Here is a 20,780-nt window from a genome sequence, read left to right as displayed (position 1 = left end):
TGATGGCGAGCGCCCCACGCCTCGAAGAGGACACGCTGTTTCTCGCTTGTACCCGGCCGGCGATGATCGCCGGCGTGACCATGGAGGCGATGGGCTTCAACATCATGGCGACGACCATCCTCTACATCACCGCCGGGTCGGTCGCCTACGCGCTCACCGGCGTCGTCTTTCATTTCCTGTTTCGCGCGCTCGTCAAACACGATCACAACATGTTCCGGATCCTCGTGGGGTGGCTGGAAACCCGCGGCCGCTCGCGCAATGCCTCCTATTGGGGCGGCTCCAGCCTTTCTCCGCTCAAACTTCTCAAACGCTACGACGAAAGGGATCTGAGCCTTGCCTAGCCTTGCAACGCTTCGCTCCCGTGAGCTCGGGCCGGAGACCTTCATTCCCTATATCCGCCACGTGGACGAGATGACCATCGCGCTTGGCTCGAGAGCGATGATGGTGATGCTTGCGCTCGAGGGCGTCTCCTTCGAGACCGCAGATATCCTCGATCTCAACGGACTGCACCGCGATCTCAACACGCTCTACCGCAATATTGCCGATGAGCGGCTGACACTCTGGACGCATGTCATCCGCCGTCGCGACAACGCCTACCCGCAAGGGGAATTCGCCAATCCGTTTTCGGCTGGCCTGAATGCCAAATACCGCTCACGGATGGTTGAGGAGGACCTGTTTCGCAACGACCTCTACGTCAGCCTGATCTGGCATCCGGATCGTGATCCGGCCGAGAAGGCTGCAAGCCTTCTCAGGCGACTGCAGAAGTCGCGCCGATTGGCCGTGGAGGTCGATGAGAACGCGCTCAAGCACCTTCGCGACAAGGTCACTGACATGACCGCCGGCCTCAAGCGCTTTGAGCCGCGCATTCTTTCCCTTTACGAACGGGACGGAATTTTATTTTCCGAGCCGAGCGAAGTCCTGCACCAGCTTGTCGGCGGCCGGCGCGAGCCGGTCCCGTTGACGGAAGGTCAGATATCCTCGGCGATCTATTCGGATCGCGTGATCTTCGGCCGCGAAACCGTCGAAATCCGTCACGAGGCTCGGAGCCGCTATGCCGGGATGTTTGGCTTCAAGGAATATCCGGCCGCCACTCGCTCCGGAATGCTCGACGGCATTCTGACGGCGCCCTTCGAGCTCATACTCACGCAATCCTTCGCCTTTGCTTCGAAGTCCGAAGCGCGCACCATCATGGGCCGCAAACAAAATCAGATGGTCAGCGCCGGTGACAAGGCGGCCTCGCAGATCGGTGAACTCAGCGATGCGATGGACGACCTGGAATCAAACCGTTTCGTTCTCGGAGAACACCATCTGACACTTTCCGTCTTCGCGCCTTCGGTCGTCGAACTGACCGACAATCTGGCAAAGGCGCGCGCCTATCTCACCAATGGCGGTGCGGTGGTCGCGCGCGAGGATCTCGGGCTGGAAGCCGCCTGGTGGGCTCAGTTGCCGGGCAACACCCGCCATCGTGCCCGGTCGGGCGCCATCACTTCGAAGAACTTTGCCGCCTTCTCCCCCTACCACTCCTATCCGACCGGGCAGAAAGACGGCAACGAGTGGGGGCCGGCCGTCGCCATGCTGAAGACGGCTTCCGGCTCGCCATTCTATTTCAATTTCCATCATGGGGATCTCGGCAACACCTTCGTCTGCGGCCCATCGGGCGCCGGTAAAACGGTGCTCCTCAACTTCATGCTCTCGCAGCTCGAGAAGCACGATCCGCACATGGTGTTTTTCGACAAGGACCGCGGCGCCGACCTCTTCGTCCGCGCCGCCGGCGGCAACTACCTGCCGCTTAAGAACGGTGTTCCGACCGGCTGCGCGCCGTTGAAGGCGCTCGACCTTACCGCTGCAAACAAGGTGTTCCTCAGCCAATGGGTGGGCAAGCTCGTCGGATCGGCGAGCCGGGAACTGACGGTCACGGAACTCCGCGACATCGCCGCGGCGGTCGATGGTCTCGCCGACCTTCCGGTCGAACGCCGCTCGATCGGGGCGCTACGCGCCTTTCTTAATAACACCGATCCCGAAGGCATCGCTTCGCGGCTCAGGCGCTGGGAGAGGGGAGGGCCGCTCGGATGGGTGTTCGACAACGAGGTCGACGATATCGGCATCGGCGCCAAGTTCATCGGCTACGACATGACCGATTTTCTCGACAACGAGGAAATCCGCAATCCGCTGATGGCCTATCTCTTCTACCGCATCGAGCAGCTAATTGACGGGCGCCGCATCATCATCGTCATCGACGAATTCTGGAAGGCGCTGAAGGATGAGGGTTTCCGGGATCTGGCGCAGAACAAGCTGAAGACGATCCGCAAACAGAACGGCCTCATGCTGTTTGCAACCCAGAGCCCGCGCGACGCGATCGCCTCGCCGATCGCACACACGATCATCGAACAGTGCCCCACTCAGATCTTTCTGCCCAATCCCCGCGGAGATCACGCCGACTACATCGGCGGCTTCAAGCTAACCGAGCGGGAATTCGAGCTGGTCGCGCGTGACCTCTCCGTCGAAAGCCGACGCTTCATCGTCAAGCAAGGCCACAATAGCGTCGTCGCGGAATTGAACCTCTACGGCTTCGACGACGAGCTCGCCGTCCTTTCCGGCCGGACCGCCAATGTGGAGCTCGCCGACGCGATCCGGGCGGAGCTCGGCGACCGGCGCGAAGACTGGCTTCAGGTATTTCAGGAAAGAAGGAGAGCAGGCTGATGCAAATGCCTAAAGTCCCCACGATCCTCGCGATATTGGCTATGATCCTTTCGGCCGGCCAGGCGCCAGCGCAAGGCATCCCGGTTATCGATCAGACGGCGATCGCCAAGCAGATCGAAAGCATTGCCCAGCTGAAATCCCAGCTTGATACGCTCAACCAGCAGCTTCAGCAGGCCGAAGCGCTCTATGGATCCTTGAACAAGATCACCGACATGGCGGATGTCGCAAGCCTGCTCAACGATCCTTCGATCCGCAAGGCATTGCCGCAGGACTTCGACGCGGTCGAGAGCCTTTTCAAGGGGCAGGGGACCGGCGTCCTCGGCAACTCGGCCACGCAGTTGCTTGAGGACAATTCCACTTACCGCACCGACGCGGACGACTTCTACGCGCAGGAATTGTCGCGCATCCAGAACCAGAACGCCGGACAGTTGAGTCTCGGCCAGCAGATCTACGACACGGCGACCAAGCGCATCGACGGTATCGATCAGCTGCGTCAGAAGATTTCCAGCGCCGCCGACGCAAAGGATATTGCCGATCTCCAGGCGCGGCTGCAGGCGGAATCTGCATTCCTGCAGACGGATGTTTTGCGGATGCACGGGCTGCAGATGATCCAGCAGGCGCAGGTCCAGGTTAACGAGCAGCGCAAGGCCGAGGATTGGCGACAGCGCATGGACGCGATGGGAGCGGCCCTCAAATGATGCGATTTTTCTCTGCCATTCTATTGCTGGCGCTCTCGTCCTGCTCCGATCCGTCGGAAAAGACCTATACCGTCGACGCGTTGATCGCTGACGAAACCTTGCTGGCAAAGATCCTCGGGGAATGCCGCAACAATCCCGGCGAACTCAGCCAGATGCCCAACTGCAAGAACGCGGAGGCGGCTGACGGCAAGCTGCGCCTGGAGCGCATACGCAAGTCGCTTGGAGGCTGACGCATGTACCAGGTCTTCAGCTTCGTCGACACGCAACTCAAGACACCGCTCGAGAACTTCATTTCCTCGGGCACCTCGAACATTGCGAACTGGATCAGCGGGCCACTGACGGTGGCGCTCACCCTTTACATCGTGCTCTACGGCTACCTCGTGCTGCGCGGCTCGGTCCAGGAGCCGATTCTCGATTTTGCCTTCCGGGCGATCAAGCTTGCGATCATCGTCATGCTGGTGAGAAACGCCAGCGACTACCAGACCTATGTCACTAACATCTTCTTCGACACGCTGCCAAGGGAGATCTCTCAGGCACTGAACAGTGGCACCGCGCCGAGCGCCTCCACCTTCGATAGCCTGCTCGATAAAGGTCAGAGATGCGCCTACGAGATCTGGTCCCGCGCGTCCTGGCCCGTCGATATCGTGACCGGGATCGGCGGCATGATGGTGATCGGCGCAAGCTTCATCGTCGCCGCGATCGGCTATATCGTCTCGCTCTATGCCCGCCTGGCCTTGGCAATCGTGCTCGCGATCGGACCGATCTTCGTGGCGCTTGCCATGTTCCAGGCGACCCGCCGCTTCACCGAATCCTGGATTGCCCAGCTCGTCAATTTCGTCATCCTGCAGGTCCTGGTGGTCGCGATCGGCTCGCTGCTGATCAACTGCATCGACACCACGTTCACCGCCATCGAAGGCTACAGTGACGTGCTGATGCGGCCGATCGCGCTTTGCGCGATCTGCCTCGCCGCACTCTACGTCTTCTACCAGTTGCCCGGCATCGCCTCGGCGCTTGCATCGGGCGGGGCCTCGCTCACCTACGGCTACGGCGCGGCACGCGATGCGCACGAAAGCACGCTTGCCTGGGCTGCTTCCCAGGCCGCGAGAGCCGTCGGGCGGGGAGCGGGCTCGATCGGGCGCCGCACGACACGACGCGCGGCCGACTAACGGCCGCGCCATTGAAATGCTTAAGGTGCTTTCCGCATGATCCGCATGATTTTGTCGCTCCTCCTGGTGGCCGGCCTCACAGGCTGCGCCTCGATTTCCTACCCGCTTCCCAAATGCGACGGCTATTCCCGCCGGCCGCTGAACCGGGCGATGTGGCAGTGGGAAGAGAGCAGTCCGACGAAGCAATCGAATGCGGAAACGGATCCCGGGAGGGCGACAAGCCATGCAACGCCGTACGTCGAGGAGCAAAAGACGGTCACTCCCGCCGCATTTGCCGATTTCGACATCGACGGCTCCTACCGCCGCTGCGGGGGAAAATGACATGGTGACCACCGACGGCCTCAAGAGCTATTTCGACAAGGCACGCCGTTTCGATCAGGACCGCCTCATTCAGGTGGAGCGTTCCGCCCGGATCGCCTGGACGATTACGATTGCCGCCAGCGTTCTTGCCGCCGCATCCGTTTTTGCGATCGCCGGTCTGACGCCGCTGAAAACGGTCGAGCCCTTCGTCGTGCGGGTCGACAATTCGACCGGTATCGTCGATGTGGTCTCGGCGCTGACGTCGACCGCCGGGACCTACGATGAGGCCGTCACCAAGTACTTTGGAGCGAAGTATGTTCGCGCCCGGGAAGGCTACGTCTGGAGCGAGGCGGAGGAAAATTTCCGCACCGTAGCACTTCTCTCGACGCAGCCCGAACAGACGCGCTTTGCAGCGCTCTATCGCGGCAGCAATCCGGAATCACCGCAGAACACCTATGGCCGCGGTGCGACGTCGCGCATCAATATTGTCTCGATCGCCCTTATCAACGCCAACGTGGCCTCGGTCCGATACACGCGGACGGTCACCCGTGGCGAAGACGTCAAAACCACGCATTGGGTCGCGACGCTCACCTTCGCTTACGTCAACGCGCCGATGTCTTCCACCGACCGCCTGGTCAATCCGCTGGGCTTTGCTGTCAGCGAATACCGCGCCGATCCGGAGGCGATCAATTGAGACCGAGTTTCCTCATTCCGCTTCTTCTGGTGGCAAGTTTCGCATCAAGTGCGCTGGGGCTCGAGGTCCCGCGCGGCGCGACCCAGGATAACCGCATCCGCTTCGTCAACTACCAGCCCTACAACATTACCAAGATTGTTGGCACTTTGAGATCGTCGGTGCAGGTCGAGTTTGCCGCAGACGAGGAAATTGCCCATGTCGCGCTCGGCAACTCCGTCGCCTGGGAAGTGGCGCCGGCTGGAAACATCCTCTTCCTGAAGCCTCGGGAAAACCAACCCGTCACCAACATCTCAGTCGTTACCACCCGGCGCGACGGCTCGACCCGCAGCTACCAGATGGAGCTGACGGTGCGCGACGGCTCGGTCGCGGCAGGTCAAAATACCTATTTCTACGTGAAGTACCGCTATCCGGCCGATGAAGCGGAAAGGCGGCGGCTGGAGGCGGCCGCCCGCGCGCAAGCGCGACAGTCGGCGCAAGCCGATCGGGTGCTTGGGATCCACGAAGCTTATGGTCCACGCAACTGGCGTTATTCGGCTGAAGGCTCGCAAGCGCTCGAGCCGCAGGCGGTTTACGACAACGGCAAGGTCACGACCTTCGCCTTCGTTGGAAACCAGGAAATGCCGGCGATCTACATGGAAAATTCCGACGGGACCGAAAGCCTGGTGCCGAAGTCGGTTGCCGGCAACCTCGTGCTCGTCCACGCAATCAGCCGCAAGTTTATCCTGCGGAGAGGCGGAGATGTGCTCTGCATCTTCAACGAGGCCTATGATCGCGTCGGCATCAATCCCGACACCAACACGACATCGCCGTCCGTCGAGCGTGTCATGAAAACGCCGCCGGTTGAGTAAGGAAGGTCACATGGCCGAGGAAAAAACCAGCCGCATTCCAGGCGAGCGAGCCGAAACGACCACGGCCCGCAAGCTCGACAGCAATCCCGTGCTGAGGCGCGGCGCTGTGGCGCTCGCGATCGTCGCCTTCGTCAGCTTCGCGCTTTGGTCGATGCGCGGCGAAAACAAACCGGCCGACGGTGCACAGCCGGAGCGGGTCGTCATCCGCCAGACCTCGGATTTTGAGCCGGCGAAGGAGAAGGCTGAGCCTCTGCCGACGCCAACGGAAGTCAAGCTGCCAACGCCTGTCGTCACCGAAGAGGCGCCCTCCGAAGACGATAAGCTGCTCGACGCCGCGCGGCGCGCACCGGTTATCGCCTATGGCGGCAAAACCACACCCTCGGCAGATCGCCGCACTGACGACGCCACATCGAACTACGTGCCGCTCGGCGTCAATCCGTCTACGGTCAGCACGCAAGGCGAAAACGAGGATCAGCGTTTCAACCGTCTGATGACGCCGACGCAATTGCAGGGATCGCGCGCCGGCACGCTCGGAAACCGCGATTTCATCGTCGCCATGGGAACGTCGATCCCGTGTGTCCTAGAGACTGCACTTGCCTCGGATCAGCCGGGCTTCACCAGTTGCATCGTCAACCGGGATGTCCTGTCGGACAACGGCCGCGTGGTCCTGATGGAGAAGGGGACGCAGGTGGTCGGCGAATATCGCGGCGGCCTCCAGCGCGGCCAGAAGCGCCTCTTTGTTCTGTGGAACCGCGCCAAGACACCAACGGGCGTGATCATCACGCTCGCTTCGCCGGCGACCGATGCGCTCGGGCGCGCCGGCATGGACGGCTATGTCGACACGCACTGGTGGGAGCGTTTCGGCAGCGCCATTCTGCTCTCCATCGTTGGCGACGCAACGTCCTATGCGAACAGCCGGCTTCAGGACAGCGATGTCGATGCGCAAAACACGACGAGCGCGGGCCAGCAGGCGGCGGCCATTGCCGTCGAACAGTCGATTAACATTCCGCCGACCCTGATGAAGCACCAGGGCGAGCTGGTCTCGATCTTCGTGGCGCGCGACCTCGATTTCTCGAGCGTCTATGGCCTGCGCGTGACGGAACCACTCAAGCGCATCTATGATCGCGCCGTGCTTGGGGATTTCCGGCCGGATTCAAAGCTCGTCACGAAGTAGGCCCTGATATGGCTGAGGGTGTTGACGCCGGTGTCGTACGCGAACTGCTTGTCCCGCTTTCCCGCTTCCTTCGCGACGAGAGCCTTTACGAGGTCATCGTCAATCGGCCTGGTGAAGTCTTGACCGAAGGGACGTCGGGATGGCGAACGCACGACGTGCCGGAGCTTTCCTTCGACAAGCTCATGCGCCTCGCTCGCGCCGTCGCGAGCTTCTCTCATCAATCGATCGACGAGACCCGGCCGATCCTGTCGGCGACGCTTCCCGGCGAGGAGCGCATCCAGATCGCGATCCCGCCAGCCACCACCAAGGCAAGCGTCAGCATCACCATTCGCAAGCCGTCCTCGGTGTCGCTGAGCCTCGACGATCTCGATCAGCGGGACCTGTTTGCCGATGTCACGCCAGCCGAGGGTGGTGCAACGGCATCCGACGATCGGTTGCTGGAACTCCACAAAGCTGGAGCCTACAAGGCGTTTCTGGAGGAGGCGGTGCTCGCCCGGAAGAACATTATCATCTCCGGAGCAACGGGGTCGGGCAAGACGACCCTTTCGAAAGCGCTGATCCGCCATATTCCAGACAACGAACGGATCATTTCGATAGAAGACACGCCCGAGCTCGTCATCCCGCAACCGAACCACGTTCGCTTGTTCTATTCCAAGGGTGGCCAGGGTCTCGCAAGGATTTCCGCAAAGGAGCTCCTCGAATCCTGCCTACGCATGCGTCCCGACCGCATCCTTCTTCAGGAGTTGCGCGACGGCACGGCCTTCTACTACATCCGCAATGTGAACTCGGGTCATCCGGGCTCAATCACCACCGTCCACGCCGACTCTGCCCGGCTTGCCTTCGAACAGCTGACGCTGCTGGTCAAGGAATCGGAAGGCGGCAAGGATCTGGAGCGGCACGATATCCGGGAGATGCTGAAGATCGCCATCGACATCGTCGTGCAATGCAAACGCGTCGACGGGCGGTTCCGGGTGACCGAGATCTATTATCGGGCTTGAGGGACAGAGGGCACGGCCATTCACCATACACGAAACGTCCGCCCGCCCGCAGCGTGAACGCCGGCATCCGGTTCAGGCGAATTGAGTCGGTTCTGCATTTCCTTGCCCGGGCGGAAGAACGGCACCCACTTTTCCTCGACAAAGACCGATGTGCCTGTCCTTGGGTTCCTGGCTGAATGAGGGGGGCGGTTGCGCACGGAAAAGACACCGAAGCCTCGAAGTTCCACGCGCCCTCCTTGCGCCAGGGTTTCGGTGATCTCGTCCAGAACCGCGTCGACGATCTTTTCGGCGTCGGCGTGGTAGAGATGGGGATTGCGTGCGGCGATCAGGGAAATGAGTTCGGATTTTATCACCTGTGACCTCACCAGTGATGCCGTGGAAGGGACGCGGCCGAAGCGGCTGGAGGGAAAATGGATAAGGGTAGGTCGGCCGGTGATCAACGTATGTTTTTCCCCGGCGCGGTGCGTCTCGCGGAAACCTGTTCTCGATTGCCGCAAATGAAGGAGAGGGAGAGGGGGGAAGGAGATGGGGTGACGGGTTGCGAGGTTCGGAGAGAGGCTCCGGCCGGCCCGTCATGGAGAACCGATATGGCACAGGCCACCCCGAAAATCACCCTTAGTGCGGCGCGCGACATTCCCTTCAACAAGCTGGTCCTCAGCCAGGAGAACGTTCGCAAGATCAAGGCGGGTGTCTCGATCGAGGATCTTGCCGAAGACATCGCCCGCCGCGGGCTCCTGACTAGTCTCAACGTCAGGCCCGAACTCGATGGCGATGGCAACGAAACCGGCATCTATCGCATCCCGGCCGGCGGCCGCCGTTACCGCGCGCTCGAACGCCTGGTTGCCCAGAAGCGGTTGGCAAAGACTGCGGGCGTCCCCTGCATCGTCAGCAAGGCAGAAACACCGGAAGTCGAGGATTCCCTTGCCGAAAACGTTCATCGGGTGGACCTTCATCCGCTCGACCAGTTCCGGGCGTTTCAGACGCTCCGCGAACAGGGTCAGGATGAAGAGGACATCGCTGCCCGCTTCTTCGTTTCTGTGGCGACGGTTCGGCAACGATTGCGGCTTGCCTCGGTTTCGCCGCGTCTCCTCGATCTCTACGCGAGCGACGAGATGACGTTGCAGCAGGTGATGGCCTTTTCCATCACAAACGACCACGTCCGCCAGGAACAGGTCTGGGACACGATCTCGCGTCAGCACGTCCGTGAGCCCTATTATATCCGCCGGCTCCTGACCGAGACAGCGATCCGGGCAAGCGACCGCCGTTCCGTCTATGTCGGGATCGAGGCTTACGAGGCTGCTGGCGGCGTGGTCATGCGCGATCTTTTCGACGAGGACAACGGCGGCTGGCTGCAGGATCCCGCACTCCTCGAGCAGTTGGTGATCGAGAAGCTCAAGGCCGACGCCGAAGCGCTCAAGACGGAGGAAGGCTGGAAATGGGTCGAGGCGGCCTTCGACTTTTCTTACGGCCACACAGCCGGGCTTCGCCGCTTTTATGGCGAGCAGGCTGAAATGACCGCAAGCGACCTCGCGCGATACGATGCCGTCAAGGCCGAGTACGACAAGCTCGATGCGGAATATGCGCAAGCCGACGATTACTCCGAGGAGAGCGAACGCAAGCTCGAGGAGCTCGGCAACGAACTCGATCGACTGAACGACCGGCCTTACGTCTTCGACCGCGACGAGGTCGCGCGCGCTGGCGCCTTCATCTCGCTCGGCGCCAATGGCGAGCTGAAGATCGAACGCGGATTTGTCCGCCCCGAAGACGAGCCGCAGGTCGAAGCGGATGTCGATCGCACCCCGCAAGCCCATGAGGATCCCGGCGCGGGGGACATGCCGTCCGGATCTCCCGATGGGAACTCTGCGAATGGCACAGCCGTCACGGGCGGCGAGAGCGAAGACGATGACGGTGCACTTCGTCCGCTCTCCGACCGCCTGGTGCTCGATCTCACGGCAACCCGCACGGTGGCGTTGCGCAATGCGCTCGCCAATGATCCGCTCATCGCCTTCATCGCGGTGCTGCACGCCTTCGTCCTGAAGAGCTTCTATCACTACGGCTCCGACAGCTGCCTTGAACTGACGCTGCAGAGCGCCAGGTTCTCGCAGACGCCGGGGCTCGGCGATACCGTCTGGGCCAAGGAAATCGATCAGCGGCACGAGGCATGGGGTCAGGATCTTCCGAAAGATCCGAACGAGCTCTGGAGTTTCCTGGTCGCGCTCGACGACGTCAGCCGCCAGGCTCTCTTTGCCCATTGCGCTTCGCTGTCGCTGAATGCCGTCATCGAGCCTTGGAACAAGCGCAGCCGCGCGATCACGCATGCCGATCAGGTCGCCCGCTCGATCGGCTTCGACATGGTGGCGGCAGGATGGGCGCCGACCGTCGACACCTATCTCGGAAGGGTAACCAAGGCTCACATCCTCAAGGCCGTCCAGGAAGCCAAGGGCGGGCAGTCGGCCCAATTGATCGAGCATCTGAAGAAGACGGACATGGCCCGGGAGGCCGAACGTCTGCTCGCCGGCAGCGGTTGGCTTCCGGAGCCACTGCGGCACGGTATCGATGAGGTGCCGGACGCAGCCGACACCGCTGTCGACCCGGTCATCGAAGACGATCTTCCCCAGGACACCTCGGTCGAGCTTCCGACATTCCTGACGGAAGGCGTCAATGCCGAAGAGATTTCCGAGGACACCCCAACCGAGGAGCAGCACCTCGCTGCAGCCGAGTAATCCCTTCCTCATCCCCATCCCAAGGCCCGGTCTCACAGCCGGGCCTTTCATTTGAAAGGAGATCTCCGATGCCCGACTATACCATCGAAACCAACTACCACTTGCCGGTGTTCCGGCATCGCACCTTTCGCACCGATACGCTCGAGGCAGCTTGCCGCGCCGCCGTCGAGGATGACAGCTGGGATGATGCCCGCCACGACTACGAGTCATCAGGCGAAACCCATGTGACCGGCATCTGGCAAGGCGCCAATGCCGCTTATCGCGGTCCGGCAATCACCATCCCCTCGCAGTTCAGGCAAATGGTTCAGCGGCAGGCGGGACATTTCGAGATCCTGCTCGGTTTGCTGAAACTGCTGCTCGCCGACGTCCAGTCAAAAAGGCCGACCTCTGCGGAATGGATTGCGAAGGCTTCGTGGGCGATCGCCCGGGGCGAAGCGATCCTCGCAGGCCTGCGCGATCCTGAAGGCTCATCCGAGCCAATCGACGGAGGCGAAGCCGATGTTTGAGGGCCGTAACGGTTCAGTCAGCGCACGTCGGCGGCAATTCGTCGGGCTGGCCATGCTCGACGATACCCAGGTCCGCTCGACTATCGGCCTCGGCAAGTCATTTCCATCCCGTCACTCGTCAACGCGAGCAGCCTGACGAGCACCATTCCTTCTTTTCCTTCACCAGCGCTCGGCGCCGCAGACAAGCGACTCAGCCGGGCATTTTCGTTTCAGGAGACAGTTCATGACCACGATAATTTCCAATTCCCGTTCTACAGCAAACGGCTTCAAGGTCGACATCTCCCGCGGCGAGCGTATCGGCCGCGTTTCGTCCGAGTGGTTCTCCCGACCTGACGACGAGCGTTACCTGTCGCTTTCCGAACTCCATCATGCCGTCAAATCCAGGGCAGACCGTGCGCACGCAAGGACCGTCGAAAGCTCCGCGATCCGGGTTGAGGCGACGCGGAACAACGCCGAGCGGCTGGAGCTCGTCGTTCCGGGAGGACGGGAGCCAATCGCGCCCACCCATTGGAGTTACGGACAGCTTTGCAGCCTAGTCGGAGCGCCCGCCGCCTATATGCGGCAGCTTCCCGCGCCGCTTGCCGCCATCAACCTCCAGCACGGTCTTCTCAACCATAGGGCCGAGCTGGTGAAGACACTCGAAATGGACAATGGCCGTGTCGAACTCAGAGCAGTCACCGGTCCCGAATACGGTCGCATCTGGGATCATGAACTTGTGTCGGCCGTGATGAACATCGCCGGCAACGGAACCGGGGACACGATGTGGAAGGTGCCCGGCGTGCTCGACTGGGCGACCATGACCCACAATCCGTTTGTCGATATCACGAAGGACACGACCACGCTCTACGCCAGCGATCGCGACGTCTTTCTGTTCCTGGTCGACGATACCCATCCGATCGAGGCCGGCCGGCTGCCAAACGGTGAGCCGGATCTATATTTCCGCGGGTTTTATGCATGGAACAGCGAGGTCGGCTCGAAGACGCTCGGCATCGCCTCGTTCTACCTTCGAGCAGTCTGCGCCAACCGCAACCTCTGGGGCGTGGAGGATTTCGAGGAGATCAACATCCGGCACTCCAAGTTCGCCAGCCAGCGGTTTGCCTATGAAGCCGCGCCCGCGCTCAACAGCTTTGCCAATTCCTCGCCAGCGCCCTTCGTCGCCGGCATCCGCGCGGCACGGGAGCGGATCGTCGCCCGCAATGACGAGGATCGCCAGACCTTCTTGCGCCGGCGCGGTTTCTCGAAGGCGGAAACCGGCAAGATCATTGATGCTGTTCTTTCCGAAGAAGGGCACCCGCCGGAGAGCGTTTTCGACTTCGTGCAGGGGATCACGTCCCTTGCTCGTGGCAAGCCGCACCAGGACACGCGTCTCGAACTCGAAGGCAAGGCCAAGAAGCTGCTTGAAAGCGCAGCCTGATCTCGCCGGCAATCACCGCTGCGATCCGTGCGGCCGAAGGGCTGCACGGATCGTTTCAACCGGCCCGCTGGCCGAGGCTTGTGCCGAGCGCATGAAAGATATCCCGACGCGGAAGCTGGTCGACATCGCGCGCCAAACCCGCGCACGCAGACAAGCCGAATTCGACGCCTGGTTTCAAGGACAGCGGTAGACCCGATCGACACCCGGGCCACCTGTGCTGATTACCGAGACGTCCGAGCCGCGGCGGGGGTGCCGGTCAGCGACGGCATGCTCGCAAGGTCGACGGGCCGTTGAGGGTAATTATTGCGTAACAATCTTCCCTCGGCCTAGCGAACGTCGCTCTCACGGCAGTCGGGGCATATCGCCCTCGGCAACACGCCAGATCCATGGGATCATTTCCGGGCGCGCTTCGATCAATTCCGCAAGCGCCGCCTCATAGTCTTCGCTTGCTCCCGCCGGAACGATATACATCGCGACCGGTCCTGGCCGTTCTCCGGGAAGCGTGACGGATGCAATCGGTTGCCCCCGCGGCAGATTGAAACGAAGGCCCTTGACGCTCTTGCGGCGCCAACCTGACAGTTTCTCCAGTAGGCGCTGTTCCTGAACGCTTTCGAACGGGATCCAATTCTCGTTAACGACCATCAGCGCGATTTCCTCGACGGCCGCAATTCCCGCCCCGGAAATCCCGAACGTCGCAATCATGATGAGGTGCAAGTCGTCACCGGAGCGCCAAAGCTCGAGCTCCGTTTCATATTTGGCGTTCAGACGTCTCCAGGCGCTTGCCTCGACCATGAACGGGAAGGGAAGGTGGCGTGCGAGGATTTTCTGGCCGTCTCGAGCTGCGGCGAATTCCTTCACTTCAGCGATCGCCAACATGAGTTTGCGCGGACCCGGCCCCGACGCTTGCGCGCCGGAAAGTGCTGCGGCACGGCGGGCCGCGATCCCGTCCTTGTCTTCCGCATAGAATGCCTCTGGTACGAACAGGATGTTGCTGAGCAGCTCCCCGCGGACGTTCATCTGGCTTGCGGCATTGATGAGGCTTGCGCGAACGCGCCCCCAGCCGCGCTTTCCTGTCCAGAGCGCAGTCCATTCGGTCAGTTCGCCCGTATCCCAGAGGTAATGCAACACGGCCCGCAGCGACAGTTTCTTCGTCTCGTTGCGCACGCTCTCCGTGGGTTGCGAGGGCTGAGCCGCACTTGCGCGGCTACCGCGTTTCGACAGCGAGAAGTCAAGCTTCAGGAGCGAGGATCCGGACGCCGCGTCGATCTGGATCGCGCTTCCGATCAGTGGACCGAGCCCCGACAGCTCGTAGGGCGGCTCGAAGGATGGGCAGCCGGCATCATGGTCCCGCCCGGTAAGCGGCATCCGCTTGACGAGATATTGGCCGTCCAGGCGGGCGATATACATCGGGACCGGCGGGTCCTTGCATAGGCATAGTGGCCGTAGTTTCAGCGCATAAGCGCGTTCGAGCTGCGACGGAAGCTCGGGAGTGCCTTCATCCAATGCCTGCTCGCCAATTAAAAACTGTCGCACATCGCTCCCTTGATTATCTTTCGCCGGAATGGCTGGTCGAGTCGGTGCGAGAGATGTAGCACGGTCTTCGCGATTATACTATTGCAAGGCCGTCAGTATAATGCGAGCGCAGCACGCACTGAAGCGCCGTCATCGCCAGAGGCAGGAGAGGGGAGCTGCGGCAAGCCGATCGCCGAAAGGGACAACATCGGAGCTGTCATAGAGGACGACGCCGAAGGCGAATTTCTCTCCGCATGCCTCCGCCAGCGTCTTCAGTCCTCCAAAATCACTGGCCTTGACGGTGGCGCTCGCTTTCACTTCGATCCCGACGATCATGCCATCGTCACGCTCGAGCACGACATCCACCTCACGCATCTGCTGGTCCCGAAAATGGTAAGGAACAAGCCGCAGATCCGAGCCCGTCATGAGTTTCAGGATCTCGGAAAACACGAAGCTTTCCAGCAGTGCACCGAATGTGCCCCGATCTGGCTTCACCCTATCGAAAGTCAGCCCTCGCGCGGTGGCTAATATGCCGGAATCGACGAAATGCAGCTTCGGCGTCTTGGCGATCCGCTTCAGCGCGTTGGTGTACCACGGCTGTACGATGGCGATCAGGAACACCTGTTCCAGGAGACCGACATATCGCTGTCCCGTCTTATGGCTGACGTTGATGCTCGACCCGAACTGCGAGTAATTGACCAATTGCCCGGAGTGCTCGGCCAGCAGCCGCACGAATCTCGGGAGTTCGGTCAACTTCTCGACATCGGCGATGTCCCGCAGATCGCGTGTCAGAACCGACGTCAGGTAAGATCTGGCCCAGTCCTGACGTCGCCGTTCGCTTTCTCGGGCGATTGCCTCCGGAAATCCGCCGAGCAGGACGAGCTTGACAAGATCATCGCCCACGATCGCGTTCCGAGCGCTCTGCAGTTCTCCTTTGAACAGCCGATCAAGAAACGTCGACGTAGCGCCCTCAACCTCTGCTCGGGCAAGCGGCAACATTCGGATGGTTTCCATGCGGCCCGCCAGGCTGTCGGCGACACGAGGCAGTGTGAGCACATTGGCGGAGCCTGTCAGTAGAAAACGACCGGGCCGATAATCGTCGTCCACGGACTTTTTGATTGCCAGCAACAGCTCCGGCGCTCGCTGGATCTCATCAATGATCGCCCGGTCAAGACCGCGGATAAAGCCGATTGGATCGGACTGCGCGGCAGCGAGGACCGTCTGGTCGTCCAGCGTTATATAGCTACGGTCTGTGCCGTCCATCTTCCGCACGAGCGTTGTCTTGCCCGCCCGGCGTGGCCCCACGATTAGGACAACTGGCGTATCCGAAAGAGCTTCCTCCACCCGGCGTGCTACGAACCGTTTGTACATGCCCGTCCCGATTCTCCGAAAATTGGAACTATTGACTATGATAATTGGAAGTCAACAAATTGTTGATTGGAACGGGCGAGAGCGAAATCTGGAGGTCGGCAGCAGCTAGACGTTTGCTGCTGCCAGCGCGCGGTTGCCTCCCGGGATAGCGTGCTTGTTACGGGAAGAGGGAGAGGGGGGCCGGGAAAGGTTGGCCTGGCGGGGTTTTGGAGAGCGCTCGGGCAGGCCGGTCCTTTCCTCGCTCTCGATAGGCTTCCCCAATGAACGTAATCTCTTCCCCGGCCGCGCTCGCGGCCGCCTCCATCAATCGGCTCGATCCTGCAAGCCACGCAGCCCACATCCTTCAGGCCGCCAGGGGGCTGCTGCAAGCCCTCGAACGCGGCCTGCCGATCAGCAGCGGTGCGCTTCGTGACGAGCTCGGGCGCGCTTTCGGCGGCAGCGACGCCGAAGGCTTGTGGACCTGGAAGGACGCCTACGAGGCTAGCGAAGCGGCACAGGTCCTGTTCCTCAGGAGGTTCGGCGCAGCCATCACAGTGCGCGCGACTTCGCCGCTATCGGCACTTTCGATGTTGCAGAAGGTGGCAGAGCTGGTACCCACACACACCCGCCGCTCCGAAGAAAGCCAGGCGCTGCAGCAGCTTTCCACGCCGTTGCCGCTCGCTTATGTCGCGGCACGCGCCGCCGGCATGACGGCTGGCGACACCGTTCTCGAACCCTCCGCCGGGATCGGCCTGCTCGCCATCTTCGCCGAGATAGCCGGAGCGCGACTGGCGCTCAACGAATATGCGGCGGTTCGCCGATCAATGCTGACGAAGCTCTTCTCCGGTGCCGCGGTCGGACAACACGACGCTTCCCACATCGACGACTATCTCGAGCCGTCGTTAATGCCGTCGGTTGTGCTGATGAACCCGCCCTTCTCCGTCGGCATACATCGACAAGGTCGGGTCGCCGACGCCGCCTGGAGGCATCTTGCTTCCGCCTTCGCCCGGCTTTCCCCAGGTGGCCGGCTGGTCGCCATTACCGGCGCAAACCTCTCGCCCGACAATCCCGAATGGCGCGAAGCCTTTACGCGGCTGCAAGAGCAGGGTGTGATCCGCTTCACGGTTGCCATCGACGGCAAGATCTATCAGCGGCACGGTACGACAACCGAAACCCGTCTCACCGTTATCGACAAGGTTCCGGCGGCCGATCCCTTGAGCCTGGTTGCCTCCAAGGGCACCGCGCCCGATGTCGAGACCCTGCTCTCCTGGGTCGGACATCTTCCACCCCGCACACCTTCGGCAGCGCCGGTTCTTGTCGGCGTCCCGTCCAGCAGTATTGCGCGCCACGCCCCGAAGACGGCCGGCAATTCCCTTCCCCGGCGAGAAGCCTCTCCCACCGCGCGCGCCGAACCGAAACTAGTTGCCGAGCTTTCCTACGAGACACGCGATGCTGTCGCCTCAGGGCGCGACAATGCCTCGGACGGCATCTATGAACCCTACCGCCTCCAGTCGATCGATATTCCTGGGGCCAAACCACATCCCGACACGCTGGTCGAATCCACCGCCATGGCATCGGTCGCGCCACCGCAGCCATCCTACCGGCCCCATCTGCCGCAGCACGTCATCGACAACGGCATCCTGTCAGACGCTCAGCTCGAAAGTGTCGTCTATGCCGGCGAAGCCCATTCGGGTCATCTCGCCGGTTGGTGGGTCGCCGATCAATCCTTTGACAATCTGAGCGCCGCCAACGAGGACACCGACGGCGCCAAGCGCTTCCGCCACGGCTGGTTTCTCGGCGATGGCACCGGCGTCGGCAAGGGCCGGCAGGTCGCCGGCATCATATTGGACAACTGGCTGAAGGGGCGCCGCCGGCATGTCTGGATCTCGAAATCCGACAAGCTTCTCGAAGACGCCCAGCGCGACTGGGCAGCACTCGGCCAGGAGAAACTCCTCGTCACACCGCTGTCGCGCTTCCGGCAGGGAACGCCGATCCGGCTCGATGAAGGGATCCTCTTCACTACCTTCGCGACCCTGCGTAGCGACGAACGTGAAGGCAAGCGCTCCCGCATCCAGCAGATCGTCGACTGGTTGCGTCATGAGGCGGGGAGCGGCGAAGCGGCAACAGGCGACGCAAGGAACTTCGATGGCGTCATCGTCTTCGACGAGGGCCACGCCATGGCGAACGCCGCCGGCGGCAAATCGGATCGCGGCGCCAAGGCCGCCTCGCAACAGGGCAGGGCGGGTCTGAGGCTCCAGCGTGCTCTTCCCGACGCCCGTATCGTCTATGTGTCGGCAACTGGTGCCACCGAGGTCGAAGCGCTCGCCTATGCCGAGCGCCTGGGGCTCTGGGGCAGCGCCGATTTTCCGTTTCCGACCCGTTCGGAATTCGTCGCGGCGATAGAAGATGGTGGTGTCGCTGCGATGGAAGTTCTCGCCCGGGACCTCAAGGCATTGGGCCTTTACAGCGCCCGGTCGCTGTCTTTCGACGGTGTCGAATACGAGATCGTCGAACATGCGCTCTCCCCAGAGCAAGTGCGTATCTACGATTCCTATGCGCAAGCCTTCCAGGTAATCCACAATCACCTGGACGCGGCGATGGAGGCGGCAGGCATCACCGGTGCGACCGGCACGCTGAACAAGAACGCCAAGGCTGCAGCCCGATCCGCCTTCGAAAGTTCCAAGCAGCGCTTCTTCAATCATCTGCTCACATCGATGAAGACGCCGACCTTGCTGCGCTCGATCAGCAAGGACCTCGAAGGGGGACATGCGGCTGTGATCCAGATCGTCTCGACGGGCGAGGCCCTGACCGAGCGGCGCCTCGCGCAAATCCCGACCGAGGAATGGAGTGACATCCAGGTCGACGTCACGCCTCGGGAATATGTCCTCGATTACCTGATGCATTCCTTCCCGACGCAGCTCTTCGAAGAGTTCTCGGACGCCGACGGCAATTTGAGCTCGCGGCCCGTCTTCGACGCGGACGGAACACCTGTCATGTGCCGCCAAGCCGTCGCCCGCCGTGACGCGCTGTTGGAACAGCTCGGGGTCCTGCCGGCGATCCCGACCGCCCTCGATCAGATCGTCCAGCATTTCGGGACGGATCGTGTCGCCGAGATCACCGGTCGCTCCCGGCGCATCGTGCGGCGCAAGGACGGCAGCAGCATCGCCCGCTTTGCCGTCGAGAGCCGGCCGGGTGCCGCCAATCTCGACGAGACCCGCGCCTTCATGGACGACGCCAAACCGATCCTGGTGTTTTCCGATGCCGGCGGGACGGGGCGCTCCTATCATGCGGATCTCGCCGCCAGGAACCAGCGCCTTCGCGTTCACTATCTCCTCGAGGCCGGCTGGCGCGCCGATGTCGCAATCCAGGGCCTCGGACGCAGCCACCGCACCAACCAGAAACAGCCACCGCTCTTTCGGCCCGTGACGACCAATGTCAAGGCGGAGCGACGGTTTCTCTCCACGATCGCGCGGCGTCTCGACACGCTAGGTGCGATCACCCGCGGCCAGCGCCAGACCGGCGGGCAGGGCATGTTTCGGGCCGAGGACAATCTCGAATCCCAATATGCCCGTGACGCGCTAAGGCAGTTCTATAACCTGCTCCATCTTGGCCAGATCGAGGGTTGCTCGCTGTCGCTCTTCGAGACGATCACCGGGCTGTCGCTGACCTCAGAGGAGGGTGGCCTCAAGGACGATCTGCCGCCAATCCACACCTTCCTCAACCGCATGCTCGCGCTCACGATCGACATGCAAAATCGGCTCTTCGAAGCGTTCGAGCAGCTTCTGACCGCGCGCATCGAAGGCGCGATCGCCGCCGGTGTTTACGACCTGGGGCTGGAAACGATCGCCGCCGACATGATGTCGGTCACCGACCGAAAGTTGGTCTACACCCATCCGGTCACCGGTGCGAAGTCGCATCTGCTGACGATCGACCAGAAGAGCCGCAACCGGCCGATGCAGATCGATGAGGTCATGGCGCTCGTCAGGCAGGATCCGCGCGCCAGGCTGATGATCAACGGCAGGTCGGGCCGGCCTGCCGTTCTGGTGCCGACCCGCTCGATCATGCTCGACGACGGCTCCGTCCAGCCGCGCGTGTCGCTGATCCGGCCGATCGACGAGCTGCGCTTCGAGGTGCGCCAGCTTGAGGAAACGAGCTGGGAGGAAGCCGACGAGCAAGCCTTCGCCGAGGCATGGGCCGCCGATGTCGCCGCCGTGCCTGAGTTCTCGCACACGACGCTGCATATTGTCAGCGGCCTCTTGCTGCCAATCTGGCGGCTGCTGCCGCAGGACTATTGCCGCGTCTACCGGCTCCAGACCGACGACGGTGAGCGGATCGTCGGCCGCGTCATCGCGCCTGAGGCAATGGGTCGGCTCTGCCGCACCTTCGGCATCGAGCAGCAGGTGTTGACGCCTGAGGACGCCTGGGCGTCCCTGCTCGCCGGCTCGTCGATCATCGGCCTTGCCGGTGACATGACGCTGAGGCGCGTCCGGGTGATGAACGACTACCGCATCGAACTCATCGGATTTACTGACGGCATGCGCGGTTGGCTGAAATCGATCGGCATCTTCTCCGAGATGATCGCCTGGAAGATGCGGTTCTTCGTGCCGACGACCGAGGGAGGGCCGGCGATCCTTGCTCAGCTCATGCAACGCCATCGGCTGATCGATGTCGTTAGCCGCACGTGAGGGGAGGGGCAA

General features: G+C 62.0%; 17 protein-coding genes. 14 read left to right on the top strand and 3 right to left on the bottom strand.

The genetic code is table 11. The features are described 5' to 3' along the window. Positions 1-2 precede the first annotated feature (2 nt). From RB548_RS21775 to virB11, 10 genes are read left to right on the top strand one after another with little or no spacing between them, the layout of a single operon-like run. Entirely contained in the window at positions 3-341 is a 339-nt protein-coding gene (locus RB548_RS21775; RefSeq protein ID WP_331375372.1) for a type IV secretion system protein VirB3, read from the top strand. Continuing rightward, the gene (locus tag RB548_RS21770) at positions 334-2,700 is read left to right on the top strand and encodes a VirB4 family type IV secretion/conjugal transfer ATPase (protein ID WP_331375371.1); all 2,367 of its coding nucleotides are present in this window, start codon (positions 334-336) and stop codon (positions 2,698-2,700) included. Before RB548_RS21775 ends, RB548_RS21770 begins: the two co-directional genes overlap by 8 nt. Positions 2,701-2,705: 5 nt before the next feature. Then, positions 2,706-3,398, top strand: coding sequence for a P-type DNA transfer protein VirB5 (gene virB5, locus RB548_RS21765; protein ID WP_408642440.1), 693 nt, complete (start codon positions 2,706-2,708; stop codon positions 3,396-3,398). After that, positions 3,395-3,628, top strand: a complete 234-nt coding sequence (locus tag RB548_RS21760; RefSeq protein WP_331375369.1) for an EexN family lipoprotein — start codon at positions 3,395-3,397, stop codon at positions 3,626-3,628. Before virB5 ends, RB548_RS21760 begins: the two co-directional genes overlap by 4 nt. A 3-nt stretch (positions 3,629-3,631) precedes the next feature. Then, a complete protein-coding gene (locus RB548_RS21755; RefSeq protein WP_331375368.1) occupies positions 3,632-4,564 on the top strand; it encodes a type IV secretion system protein in 933 nt (310 codons plus the stop codon). A 36-nt stretch (positions 4,565-4,600) separates the two neighbouring features. Next, entirely contained in the window at positions 4,601-4,885 is a 285-nt protein-coding gene (locus tag RB548_RS21750) for a hypothetical protein (RefSeq protein ID WP_331375367.1), read from the top strand. 1 nt (position 4,886) lies between these two features. Beyond that, the gene (locus tag RB548_RS21745; RefSeq protein ID WP_331375366.1) at positions 4,887-5,558 is read left to right on the top strand and encodes a virB8 family protein; all 672 of its coding nucleotides are present in this window, start codon (positions 4,887-4,889) and stop codon (positions 5,556-5,558) included. Continuing rightward, positions 5,555-6,406, top strand: a complete 852-nt coding sequence (gene virB9 / locus RB548_RS21740) for a P-type conjugative transfer protein VirB9 (protein WP_331375365.1) — start codon at positions 5,555-5,557, stop codon at positions 6,404-6,406. Before RB548_RS21745 ends, virB9 begins: the two co-directional genes overlap by 4 nt. A 10-nt stretch (positions 6,407-6,416) precedes the next feature. Then, positions 6,417-7,580, top strand: a complete 1,164-nt coding sequence (gene virB10 / locus RB548_RS21735) for a type IV secretion system protein VirB10 (protein WP_331375364.1) — start codon at positions 6,417-6,419, stop codon at positions 7,578-7,580. Positions 7,581-7,588: 8 nt separating this feature from the next. Beyond that, on the top strand, positions 7,589-8,578 hold the full coding sequence (virB11, locus tag RB548_RS21730; RefSeq protein ID WP_331375363.1) for a P-type DNA transfer ATPase VirB11: 990 nt from the start codon (positions 7,589-7,591) through the stop codon (positions 8,576-8,578). A 20-nt stretch (positions 8,579-8,598) separates the two neighbouring features. On the opposite strand, the gene RB548_RS21725 is transcribed toward virB11, so the two are convergent. Beyond that, complete coding sequence (locus RB548_RS21725; RefSeq protein ID WP_331375362.1) at positions 8,599-8,931, bottom strand: integration host factor subunit beta; 333 nt, start codon at positions 8,929-8,931, stop codon at positions 8,599-8,601. Between the two features lie 234 nt (positions 8,932-9,165). Between RB548_RS21725 and RB548_RS21720 the strand changes: the two genes are divergently transcribed. The 3 genes from RB548_RS21720 (at position 9,166) to RB548_RS21710 (ending at position 13,221) form a co-directional block, all read left to right on the top strand. Continuing rightward, on the top strand, positions 9,166-11,301 hold the full coding sequence (locus RB548_RS21720) for a ParB/RepB/Spo0J family partition protein (protein ID WP_331375361.1): 2,136 nt from the start codon (positions 9,166-9,168) through the stop codon (positions 11,299-11,301). A 68-nt stretch (positions 11,302-11,369) separates the two neighbouring features. Beyond that, on the top strand, positions 11,370-11,807 hold the full coding sequence (locus RB548_RS21715; RefSeq protein ID WP_331375360.1) for a hypothetical protein: 438 nt from the start codon (positions 11,370-11,372) through the stop codon (positions 11,805-11,807). A gap of 223 nt (positions 11,808-12,030) precedes the next feature. Further along, positions 12,031-13,221 (top strand): DUF932 domain-containing protein, encoded by a 1,191-nt coding sequence (locus RB548_RS21710; protein ID WP_331375359.1) that lies wholly within the window; start codon positions 12,031-12,033, stop codon positions 13,219-13,221. Positions 13,222-13,563: 342 nt separating this feature from the next. Here RB548_RS21710 and RB548_RS21705 read toward each other — a convergent pair whose 3' ends face one another. Both RB548_RS21705 and RB548_RS21700 read right to left on the bottom strand, forming a co-directional pair. Then, on the bottom strand, positions 13,564-14,754 hold the full coding sequence (locus RB548_RS21705) for a DUF1173 domain-containing protein (RefSeq protein ID WP_331375358.1): 1,191 nt from the start codon (positions 14,752-14,754) through the stop codon (positions 13,564-13,566). Positions 14,755-14,883: 129 nt separating this feature from the next. Further along, positions 14,884-16,104, bottom strand: a complete 1,221-nt coding sequence (locus RB548_RS21700; RefSeq protein ID WP_331375357.1) for an ATP-binding protein — start codon at positions 16,102-16,104, stop codon at positions 14,884-14,886. A 260-nt stretch (positions 16,105-16,364) separates the two neighbouring features. Between RB548_RS21700 and RB548_RS21695 the strand changes: the two genes are divergently transcribed. Beyond that, positions 16,365-20,768, top strand: coding sequence for a strawberry notch-like NTP hydrolase domain-containing protein (locus RB548_RS21695; protein WP_331375356.1), 4,404 nt, complete (start codon positions 16,365-16,367; stop codon positions 20,766-20,768). Positions 20,769-20,780 lie beyond the last annotated feature (12 nt).

Origin of the sequence: Sinorhizobium chiapasense, assembly GCF_036488675.1 — a bacterium.
Lineage (GTDB): Bacteria > Pseudomonadota > Alphaproteobacteria > Rhizobiales > Rhizobiaceae > Sinorhizobium > Sinorhizobium chiapasense.
The sequence above is the reverse complement of the archived record's forward strand: the minus strand, read 5'-3'. Positions and strand labels throughout refer to the sequence as shown.